Consider the following 10,996-nt stretch of genomic DNA (forward strand, 5'->3'; position numbering starts at 1 on the left):
GGGCCCGAACCTGCCGCTGACCGGTGGCCAGGGCACCATGATCTTCCTCATCGCCGGTGTTGCGATCATCGGTGCTGCGGGTGGCGCAATGGCACTCCGCAAGGCTCGCGCCTGATAGCGAGAGGACGCATCGTCCGAGCTAGTGAACAGCAGTAATCAGTAGTCATTCAGTGGGCGGGGAGTCACCTCTCCGCCCACTGAATGGCGTTAAGAGGGGGGACCAGAATGCTCGACGTCGCTTCGCAGCCCAGCCCGGCGAGCGCGCCCACGCCGCGTCCACGTCGCTGGCGAATGCCGTGGTTCAACGCGCTGATGTCGTTGGTGCTCCTCATCGGCGTGCTGGTGCTGATGTATCCCAGCGTGGCGAGCTGGTTCTCGCAGTACAACCAGTCGCGTCTGATCGATGACGTCGTCACTGCCGACATTGAGAAGGGTCCGCCGTCCAGACTGGAAGCCGAGATCGCGAAGGCCCAGGCTTACAACTCTGCCCTCACCGGCGGTGCCTTGTTGTCCCCCGAGAGCAACGTGCCTACCTCTGATGGCGAGAACGGTGGCGAGTTCGACTACAACCAGTTGCTCGATATCAACGGCACCGGCACCATGGGCCGATTGAAGATTCCCAGCATCGACGTCGATCTGCCGATCTACCACGGCACCTCGGAAGCGACGCTCGCTGCCGGGGTCGGCCACCTCAAGGGCACCTCACTGCCGGTCGGCGGCATCTCCCAGCACTCCGTCTTGACCGCGCACCGCGGGTTGCCCAGTGCGACGCTCTTCGACAACCTCGACAAGCTGAAGGTCGGCGACCACTTCACCATCGAGGTCTTCGGTGAGGTGCTCACCTATCAGGTGATCTCGACCCAGGTCGTACAACCGGACGAAACGCAGCCCTTGCTGCCGCAGTACGGCAAGGACCTGGTGACTCTGGTCACCTGCACCCCGCTGGGCATCAACACCCACCGCATCCTGGTGACCGGGGAGCGTGTCACCCCGACCCCGGTCCAAGACATTCAGGCGGCAGGAACCGCGCCCGACATCCCCGGATTCCCCTGGTGGAGCGTGATCATCGGCGGCAGCGTCGTGGTGCTCACCGGGTTTGTGATCTACTCCGGACGAGCCCTCGCCAAGCGAGGTCGTGCCTGACCCCGGGGCCTGCCTAGAGACGTACCCCCGCCACTGCAAGACAGCTAGCCAGCAGTAACATTGCTGCTGGAGTGGCACGGTGGCGCGCCATCTGAAAGGGGCTTCCAATGGGTTCTGGTGACGCCTCCCGCGAAGAATTGGTGCGGCTGCTGAGTGAAGCTCGTCAGGCCAAGGATGTGTCGGTGCGTGGCGCAGCACGAATGGCCGGTGTCCCCAGTGCAACCGTGCAAGGCTGGCTGTCGGGCAAACACCTGCCAACTCCGGCGCTGCGCGACAACTTCCGCAAACTCTTGGTAGGGCTCGACCTGCGGATTCCGGAAATCATGTGGAACCCGGACGCCGATCTGGTGAAGATATCCGGTCGGGCCCCCTACCTGGGGCTGCGTCCGTTCGGTGTGGACGACGCCCCCGTCTACTTCGGGCGAGCCGCGGAGTCGAGGCGGCTCGCCGAACTGGTCGAGGCGCTGCCCGGCCGCCGCGGCATCGTCGCTCTCGTCGGAGGCTCCGGCAGCGGCAAATCATCGCTCTTGGCGGCCGGCCTGATCGGCGGTGAATGCGTCAACGGCCTGCTCGCCGGCAGGCATGCGGTATGCCGCGATGCGCAGGCGTTGACCCTGGACGGCCCGGTCAATAGTGGGGGCGCCGACCTTATCGTGATCGATCAGATCGAAGAAGTGCTGCAAAATGACGGCGCGACGATCGCCACCGCGATGGGTGTGCTCGATGCTCTCGAACAAGAGACAGTCGTGGTGATCGGGTTACGTTCCGATGCATTCGGCGTGGCCGCCGAACACCCGGTGCTGGCCCGCGCACTTGAGCATCCGATGATCATCGCGCCGATGACTCGCGAAGAACTCACCCAGGCGATCGTTGCTCCTGCTGAACAGCACGGGGCAGAGGTCGAGCCCGAATTGGTTGAACTGCTGCTGGACGATCTGGCGCAGGACGAGTCCACCGAGCGGTTGCCGCACTCGGTGCTGCCGCTGCTGTCCAGCGCGTTGCTGATGGTCTGGTCGCAATGCGGTGGAACCCGGATGACGACCGCGGACTATGTTCGTGCCGGAGGGCTGGCGTCTGCGGTCGAAACGATTGCGGAGAGCACCTATCTCGCATTGCCGGCCGACCAGCAGCAGCTCGTAGCTGGCCTGCTGCTGCGGCTGGTCTCGGTGCACGGCGACGCCGTCCTGCGTACTCACATCCCCATGGAATCGCTATCCGATGCGCAACGCGCGGTCGCGGAGCAGTTCTTGGCGGCGCGGCTGCTGAGCGTCCAAGAAGACCAGCTGGCGATCAGCCATGACGCGTTGCTGATGCACTGGCATCGGCTTGCCGACTGGGTCGATGAGGGACGCATGGATTTGCGCGTCCACGAGCATCTACGTCGTGCGACCGCGCTGTGGGTGGACAACGATCGCAGCCCGGACTCGCTGCTGCCTGTTAATCGGCTGCCGGTGTTCACCGAGTTTGTTGCCGATCCGAACACGGCCGCGCAACTGAGCGCCGACGAGCGCGAATTCGTCGAGCGCAGTGAAGCCCATTTCACCTCGCTGCTCGATCAGGAGAAGGCGGTCTCGTCGACGCTGCGTAGGCAGCACCGGATAGCGATGGTGCTGGCCAGCGTGATGGCGGCGATGGCGCTGATTGCCGGGCTGGCCATCGTCCACACCCGCCGAGTACAACTGGACGCCCAGTCACGCCAGATCGCCTATTCGATCCGCTCGAACACCAGCGGCGACACCTTTCTTGAAGCCCAGATGGCGTTGGCCGCGAACGGGCTGGCCGACACCGTAGAAGCGCGATCGGTCTTGCTCGACACCTACGCGAACGATGTGCCGACCCGGTGGTCGGGCAATGGGCCGTCGGTGCTGGCGAGGGCGTCCGACGACTCGGTCGTCGTCCGGGCCGGTTCGCAAAGTGACCTGACGCTGTGGCGATCCGATGAAATGCAGAGCGGGCCGGGCGAGCAGTGGACGGTCAGCGATCATGCTCACCATCTCTATGCGATCGATATCGCGATCGTCGATGGCAGGACGTTGGCGGCGGTCGGCGGCGAGCAGCACGCGAGCATTTGGGACGTCACCGGCCAGCCGCAGCTGCTCGCAGACCTGCCGTCCGATGAACAGACCGTTCTCGCCACCGCCTTCACTCCTGACGGTCGAGGCCTACTGATGGGGGATTCGGCAGGCCAGCTGCGTGTCTTCTCGCTCGCCGATCCGGCGCAGCCCAACCAGGTGGCCCTCACCGACATTGGTGCGGCGGTGACCAGCATCGCGATGGATCCGACCCGCTCGGTGATCTACGTGGGTGGCGTCTCGGGACGCATCGAGCGGTGGCAGCTCGCGGGTTTGACGCCGCGGCCGATGGCCCCCATGACCTATGAGATCAACGGACGTATCCCGCGCACTCAGGCCTTGGCGGTCAGCCCCGACGGTCACTGGTTGGTGGCCGGGATGGGTGCTCGGGCCAGCATGCGCTGGGACCTGACCAATCCCGACGGGCCCGGCGTCGTCTCGACCGACTACGCGTCGTGGGTGAACTCTGTGCGATTCACCGATGCCGACACCTATCTGACCGCCGACTCCGGGCAACATGTGCGGGTGGTCGATGCGGCCACCGACACGGTGCATCGGAGCATGTCGGGTCCGATGCTGATGACCGGAGCCGAAATGGTACACGGGCATCCGGTAGCCGTGGACACTGCGGGCACTCTGCTGGTCTGGTCGGAGGCGAACCCGTATCTGCGACTTGCTGGCCAGGCGGTCTATCAGCTGGCAGGTGATGCCGCAGGCGAAAAATGGCTGGCCTATGTCGACCTCGGCGCCGACTCGGTCGAGCTGTGGTCGCTCGACCCCGTGCTGAAGAAGATGAAATCGCCGGTGGTGCCCGACGGCATCAGTCTGTACAGCTCGATCTGGATGGACGGCGCCGGCACCATGCTATGGGCAGGCAGCACCGACGGCCGCGTCGTGGGCTGGCGGTTGGACCAGACCGGTGCGTCCGACCCGATCGTGCACCAGGTGATGGACGACTCGGCCGTGCTGAACAACGTTGTCGTCGATCGGACGGGCCACCTGATGGTGGTGAGCGAATACCTGAAGCAGAAGTCGTTGCTGCTGCGAGTCGGCGACGATGGCAAGCTGACCCAGCTGGCAGAACTTAACACGGAGACCCCGCAGATCGCCCGGTTCAGCGCCGATTCCAGTCTGCTGACGATCGGCATCGCAGAGAACGAGGTCAAGGTCTGGTCGCTGGCAGACCCTGAGCATCCGCAGCAGTTGCCGTCCATCATGACCGATTCAAACCCGTCGGTGAGCGCCATGTCTGCGGCCGGACCGATGCTGGCGGTCGGGACCGATCTGGGCACGGTGAGCGTATGGGACCTGTCAGACCCCAGCGCGCCGAAGCCGGTCCATGAGTTTCACCAGTCCCAGGCCGCGATCTACGGTCTGAATTTCAGCCCGGATGGCAAGCGACTGATGGCCGGCGGCGGCGACGAGGTCTTCTACATGTGGGAGTTGGACGAGTCGTCCGATTCGGCCGAGCTTGTGCTGAACGCTCAGATGGGCCGCACGACCGACCTGATGTTCTTGGGTGATGGATCGTCGTTTGCCGGGACCGGGAACGATGGCCAGGTCAAGATCTGGGACCTGGATATCGAGCGGGTCGAGACGGGACTTTGCGCGCAGCGCGGCACACCGCTGAGCGACCTCGAATGGAATCGTGCGATCGTTGGCGTCAGGCCGTTCGACCCTTGCCGCTAAGGGCCTATCTCGGCCGGCTCAACGACCGCGGCGGGCGGACGCCAGATGCCAGGCCCAAAGCCCGGATCCGCTCACTCCGAATACACAGCTGGCCAGAGCCAGCGAGAAGATGCTGCCCGAGACGAGTGGAATGATGACGCCTGCCAGCAGCGCATTGAGCAGCAGCGAAACGAAGCTCTGCAACGATGCGGCAGTACCACGCCTGGAGGGGAAGAGGTCGAGCATCGTCAACTGCAGGATGGGGAACGCCAGCGACATGCCGAACGCGATGAGCGCGGGCCCGACGATCGGCCACGGCAACTGGGACGCCAGGCCAGACGCGGCCAGTCCGACATTCAGTGCTATCGCGCCCAGCATGATGCCGAGCCCGATGCTGGCCACCTTCTCGGGATGACCCCACTCGGCCAGCCGCGAGTTGATGAACGAGCCGAGGATCATGCCGGTGATCATCGGCACGAAGAAGACCCAGAAGTCGCGTTCGCCAAGCCCGAGCAGCCGGACGATGAAGATCGGCGCCCCCGCGATGTAGAGGAACTGCGCCGAGAAGGCCAGGGACGAAGCGAAGGCGAGCCGCGCGAACGGGCCGTCGGTCGCCACTTCGCGCATGCCGGAGAAGATCGGTCCGAGCCGCAGCGGCGTCCGCTTGTCGGCAGGGTGAGATTCGGGCAATCCGAAGGTGACCAGCAGGAGGAGCAGCACCGTGTAGCCGGTGAGAAAGATGAAGATGATTTCCCAGTCGCCGACCGCGAGCAGCCAGCCGCCAACCACCGGTGCCAACGCGGGCGCGACGCCGAAGATCATCGAGATCTGCGCCATCACGCGCTGTGCCTGCCAGCCGTCATAGAGGTCGCGGACCAGCGCCCGCGAGATGATCTGGCCGGCACCGGCGAAGACACCCTGGACGGCGCGGAAGGCCAATAGGACGCCCAGACTAGGGGCGAAGGCGCAGCCGATCGACGCGAGCGCGAAGGCGGCGATGCCGACGATCATGACGGGTTTGCGTCCGACCGCGTCGGAAATAGGGCCGTGAAAGAGGCTGGCGAACGCGTAGGCGAACAGGTAGATGCTGGTGATCTGCTGCAGCGCCGCGTCCGAGGCCCCGAACTGGACGCCGATGCGGGCGAACGCGGGAAAGACCGAGTCGATGGTGAACGGGCCGATCATTGACAGCATCGCCACGATGATCGTCGTCTGCAGGCCAACACGTTTGCTCACCGGCACACCTTAGCCCTCCGGCGGCTGCCGTAAGGTTTCAGTCATGATTCGTATCGCCACGATCGGCACCAGCGCGATCACCTATTCGTTCGTCGACGCACTCGCCGAGGTGTCCACGATCGAACTCGCCGGGGTCTATTCGCGCAGTCGCGAGACCGCCCGGAAGGCGGCGGCCGCCTTCGGCGCAGAACAGACCTGGACCGATCTGGACGCGATGCTCGCGTCCACCGATGTCGACGCGGTCTATGTCGCCAGCCCGAACGGCGTTCATCATGAGCAGGCGCTGCGCGCTATCCGGGCCGGCAAGCACGTCCTCGTGGAGAAGCCCGCTGTGCCGACCGCGGACCAGTTCTCGGTATTGCTGGACGAGGCGAAGGACGCCGGTGTCGTGATATTTGAGGGCATGCGCAATGCCTATGATCCGGGGACCGCAGCCCTGCGGGCGCTGTTGCCGAAGCTCGGCCAAATCCGCAGGGTCTCGCTGGCCTATTCGCAGCGTTCCGCCCGCTATGACCTGGTGCTCACGGGCCGGTCGGTGAACATCTTCGATCCGAAGCTGGCCGGGGGAGCGCTGTACGACATCGGGGTCTACTGCGTCTCGATGCTGGTGGACCTCTTCGGGGTGCCGCAGGCTGTGACGGCGTCGAATGTGACCGTCGGCTCCGGCGTGGATGGGGCGGGCGCGGTGCTCGCCAGCTATCCGGGGATGGTGGCCGATCTCTCGTACTCGAAGATCACTGCGTCCGACCGGCCGAGCGAAATTCAGGGCGAGCTTGCGACGGTGACCTTCGACAGGGTTGCCGCGCCCCGTGAACTCGTCGTGACCTACCTGGACGGTAAGCGTGACACCGAGCGCCTCGATCTGTCACCGGCGAACATGAGGTTCGAGATCGAGCGTTTCGGGCAGCTGATCGAGGGGGACGATCCGGCTGCTGACCAGCTGCGCACCCTGCACACCCTCGAGACGATCGACGCCATCCGGGCATCATCGATCTGAGCTGTCGGGTTTCGGGCTGATGAGCCTCCCTCACGCTCGCTCAGGTCAGCTGGGGTCGGGGATGACGAGGGCTGCGGCCTCCTCGGCTTCCATTCCGGCAACGAACTCGTGCTTGGACGACTGCCAGCCGTCCTCGGTCATGCCGGTTCGCCAGTAGCCCGAGATCGAGGCGTCTGATTTCGAGACGCCGCGTTCGACGAAGAGATAGCGGCGTAGGTCCTTGACCATCTCCGCAACGCCGTGGACGAACCAACCGGTCCGGCCCTCGGCGATCTGCGACGCCCGGACCGCCTGGGCAAGTCTTTGGCCGAAGGGTGCGCCGTCCCGGAAGACCCAGACGATCTGGACGCCGGCCGGTTCCGGGATGTCGAAAACCGCCGACTGTTCTGCGACTTCGAGGAACGCCACGCCCGTCGCGCCTTCAGGGAACTCGTCCAGCGCAGCGCAGATGGCAGGGGAGGCCGCCTCATCGCCGACCAGCACGAAGTGGTCGTAGTCGGCGCTGGGCGCCCAGGCGCCGCCGGGACCGAAGTAGCTGATGGCGTCACCGGGATTGGCCCGCTGTGCCCAGGGGCCGGCCAGCCCGGTATCGCCGTGGGTGACGAAGTCGAGCACCATCGTGCCGTTGACGGTGTCGCGGTAGCGCAGCGAGTAGGTGCGCGTCACCAGCCGGTGTTCGGGGTATTGGGTGGCGGCCTGCTCGGGATCGACCGGATGCGAATACGGCGCATCTTGCGGCGGGAAGAGCAGCTTCACGTAGTGATCGGTGAAGGGCAGGTCTAGGCCGATCAGGTCGGGCGAATCGAATGTCAGCCGGATCAGCTGCGGGGAGACCCGCTCGCTGCTGGTGACGGTGGCGTGCCGTAGGACGCGCTGACGAGGTGGCATGGCTGCCTCTTCCGGTTGCTTCCGACAATGCTCAGTACCGCGCATGGCTGCACTTAGGCCATCCTAATTTGGGGATTCAAGTGCGGCGGCGAGGCCGGTGCGGAAACGGGCCGTGACCAACTACATGCGATCTTGGCGAACTTGCCTCGAATCGCAGTGCTGAAACGATTTGGCTGGCATATCGCATGTAGATCGCATGTAGTTAGTCACGCTTGCCGAAAGTCACGGCAACAAACACGGCCTTTCCCGCCCGAGAACAGGGGAGAAGAAGCCGTGCAGAGATGGAATTGAGGTGCTCGGCTACTTCACGCCACGCATCAGCTTGTTGATCGGCCCGCGCGTCAGGAAGAGGGCCACGCCCACGACGATTGAGCCGAGACCGATGCTCAAGAAGTACGGCACCTCGTTCGAGGTCGAGTACAGCGATGACAGCGATCCTGCCATGGCCGAACCCAGTGAGACAGAGAGGAAGTAGAGCGCGACCATCTGCGAGTGATAGGCCCTCGGGGCCAGTTTTGTCGACAGGGATTGGCCGACCGGAGACAGGCATAGCTCGGCGATGGTAAAGAAGAAGAGGATCAATACGATCGCCCAGAACGGCACGGTGCCGTTCGCGCTTCCGGTGAACGGGATGAACAGCAAGAAGGCACATCCCATGATGACGGTGCCAAGCGAGAACTTCACCGGGGTGCTCGGCTGGCGGTCGCCCAGCGCGGTCCACATCGCTGCGAAGACGCCCGCGAAGACAATGATGAAGACCGGGTTGATCGACTGCACGACACTCGGCGGCAAGTCGATGCCGAAGACATGCCGGTTGAGCCGCTGGTCGGAGTAGATCGCCATGACGGTGAATTGCTGTTGGAAGAGCGACCAGAAGACCGAGGAGGCGATGAACATCGGGATGAAGGAGAAGACGCGGCTGCGCTCGTCCCCATCAATGTTCTTGCTGCTCAAGATCAGGACGAAGAGCGCCACTGCGGCGATAGAGGTCAGCACGACAACGATGGTCGACAGGCTCTCCGCCTTGATCAGGCCGGACGCAATGATGGCGGCCAGTGCGGCGACAACGATGACCAGACCGATCGTCCAGTTGCGCTTCTCGGTGTTATTGAGCGGGTTGGTCGGCTTGGAGCTCGCGGTGCTCAGCGTGCGGCGGCGCATCGCGATGTATTGGATCAGGCCGAGGGCCATGCCGACGGCTGCCAGGCCGAAGCCCCAGTGGAAGCCCCGCCATCCCCACAGCGCACTGGTGCCGAGCGGGCCGATCAGGGCGCCGATGTTGACGCCCATGTAGTAGATCGAGAAGGCCGCATCGCGCCGGTTGTCGAGGGGGGAGTAGAGGTCGCCCAACGTGGTGGAGGTGGTGGTCTTCAGCGAGCCACCGCCCAGGGCGACGCAGACCAGGCCGACCGCCAGGCCGGGCACGCCCGGCAGGAACGCCAGCGCCAGGTGCCCGCACATGACCAGGATCGCGGCGCTGAGCAGCGTCTTCTCGGACCCGAGCAATCGGTCGGCGACCCAGCCGCCCAGAACGGACGAGAGGTACACCAGGCCACCGTAGGCACCCACGATTGAGGTGGCGGCTGCTTCGGACAGCCCCAAGCCCCCGTCGCTGACCGAGTAGTAGATGTAGAAGGCCAGCAGGCTCTGCATGCCGTAGAAGCTGAAGCGCTCCCACATCTCGACGCCTGCGAGGTTCGCCAGGCCCCAGGGATGTCCGAAGAATCCGCCGTTGGATGCTTTGAAATCGGGGGCCACCGGCGATGGCTCGGATGTGGTTGATGACACGATGTCATTCCTTGCTCGTGACCCGCAGGTCGTCGTCCGGGTTGCTGCAGCATTTGCTGTGAACCCGCGGTAGGCTATCACGATTGACAGGGGAATGGCAGATCGGCTGGACAAAATACCGCAATATTTGCGTTTCTGCCCGGTCGTGTCATTTCTCTATCAGCGCTCTTTGGTGACCTGGCACATCGTCACCTTCCGACGAAGCCGACCTGCCTGGCCGCTGCTAGATCGGCGACGCGGCCTGACGTCGTTGCTGTAGGTGGGCCTTCAGAGCGTATTCGGCGGGGATATGCTCGCTGCGTCGGATGCTGCGCGCCTCACCAGCCCGCGCAACCGCTGTTCGACCCCGTCACTGGCAGCGATCACAGCGTATGCGTTCGGCCACATGTCGCCGTCGTCCAGTGCTGCGTTCTCACTGAATCCGATGGTCCCGTACGGCGTCTTGAATTTGGACGCAGGCTGGTAGTAGACGATCAGCTTTCCGTCCTTGGCATACGACGGGAAGCCGTACCAGGTCTTGGGCATCAGTTCGGGCGCTTCCTCGGAGACGACCCTATGAAGCAAGGTGGCGACCGCCTTGTCGGTGCCCTCGAGCGCCTCGATAGCGTCCATACAGGACTCAAGTTCTTTCACCAGTTTGGCGGCGCCCTTCAGGCCTTTGGTCGATCGCAGCTCTTCGGCCCGGTGTTTCATGGCGGCTCGTTCGTCTGCGCTGAATCCGCTCTCGGTCATGTCACAGTCCTTTGGCTTGCTTGATCGTGCCGCCAAGCGTAGTTCTGTGGCTGAACTCCCCGAAGACTTGGAAGTTAGAACCGACGCTGCAAGTGCACTTGGACACACCGAACGAACTTCCAACTGAACTCCCCGAAGACTTGGAAGTTTCGCCTCAACTTCCAAGTTGATCGGTGGTTCAGTTGTAAGGTTCAGGGATGGATGCCAGCAGGTTCGTCGACAGCGCTTTCGGCCACGCGATGCGAGAGCCCGGCAAGAAGTGGGCCTTCACGTACTACCTCCCGAAGCCCATCCCACGCCAACTTCCGCTGAGCGCCGAGGTCGTCGCGGCGATGTCCGACGCCGACGCGGCATTGGGTCACCTCCAAGGCCTCGGCATGGTCATCACTGATCCGAGCCTGCTAATCGGTCCCTACCTCCGCCGCGAGGCACTGGCCAGCTCCCGCATCGAGGGCACCCAGGCATCGCTGTC

General features: G+C 64.2%; 8 protein-coding genes. 4 read left to right on the forward strand and 4 right to left on the reverse strand.

Annotated elements, in window-relative coordinates; all coding sequences use genetic code 11:
• Nucleotides 1-225 precede the first annotated feature (225 nt).
• Together AAFP05_RS04100 and AAFP05_RS04105 are read left to right on the forward strand one after the other, a co-directional pair.
• Entirely contained in the window at nt 226-1,143 is a 918-nt protein-coding gene (locus AAFP05_RS04100) for a class C sortase (RefSeq protein ID WP_341728586.1), read from the forward strand.
• A 107-nt stretch (nt 1,144-1,250) separates the two neighbouring features.
• Nucleotides 1,251-4,904 carry a hypothetical protein gene (locus AAFP05_RS04105; RefSeq protein WP_341728587.1) on the forward strand — a complete coding sequence of 1,218 codons (3,654 nt, stop codon included), beginning with the start codon at nt 1,251-1,253 and terminating at the stop codon, nt 4,902-4,904.
• A gap of 18 nt (nt 4,905-4,922) precedes the next feature.
• Here the strand turns inward: AAFP05_RS04105 and AAFP05_RS04110 are convergent, their stop codons facing one another.
• Nucleotides 4,923-6,119, reverse strand: a complete 1,197-nt coding sequence (locus AAFP05_RS04110) for a multidrug effflux MFS transporter (RefSeq protein ID WP_341728588.1) — start codon at nt 6,117-6,119, stop codon at nt 4,923-4,925.
• A 43-nt stretch (nt 6,120-6,162) separates the two neighbouring features.
• On the opposite strand from AAFP05_RS04110, the gene AAFP05_RS04115 reads away from it, so the two are divergent.
• A complete protein-coding gene (locus tag AAFP05_RS04115) occupies nt 6,163-7,116 on the forward strand; it encodes a Gfo/Idh/MocA family oxidoreductase (protein WP_341728589.1) in 954 nt (317 codons plus the stop codon).
• A 45-nt stretch (nt 7,117-7,161) separates the two neighbouring features.
• On the opposite strand, the gene AAFP05_RS04120 is transcribed toward AAFP05_RS04115, so the two are convergent.
• From AAFP05_RS04120 to AAFP05_RS04130, 3 genes are all read right to left on the reverse strand, one after another.
• Nucleotides 7,162-8,004 (reverse strand): siderophore-interacting protein, encoded by an 843-nt coding sequence (locus AAFP05_RS04120; protein WP_341728590.1) that lies wholly within the window; start codon nt 8,002-8,004, stop codon nt 7,162-7,164.
• 300 nt (nt 8,005-8,304) lie between these two features.
• The gene (locus AAFP05_RS04125) at nt 8,305-9,792 is read right to left on the reverse strand and encodes a peptide MFS transporter (protein ID WP_341728591.1); all 1,488 of its coding nucleotides are present in this window, start codon (nt 9,790-9,792) and stop codon (nt 8,305-8,307) included.
• Between the two features lie 267 nt (nt 9,793-10,059).
• On the reverse strand, nt 10,060-10,524 hold the full coding sequence (locus AAFP05_RS04130) for a hypothetical protein (protein WP_341728592.1): 465 nt from the start codon (nt 10,522-10,524) through the stop codon (nt 10,060-10,062).
• 197 nt (nt 10,525-10,721) lie between these two features.
• On the opposite strand from AAFP05_RS04130, the gene AAFP05_RS04135 reads away from it, so the two are divergent.
• The coding region (locus AAFP05_RS04135; RefSeq protein WP_341728593.1) for a Fic/DOC family N-terminal domain-containing protein at nt 10,722-10,996 on the forward strand (275 nt) is incomplete at its 3' end.

Source organism: Brooklawnia sp., assembly GCF_032229645.1.
GTDB lineage: Bacteria > Actinomycetota > Actinomycetes > Propionibacteriales > Propionibacteriaceae > Brooklawnia.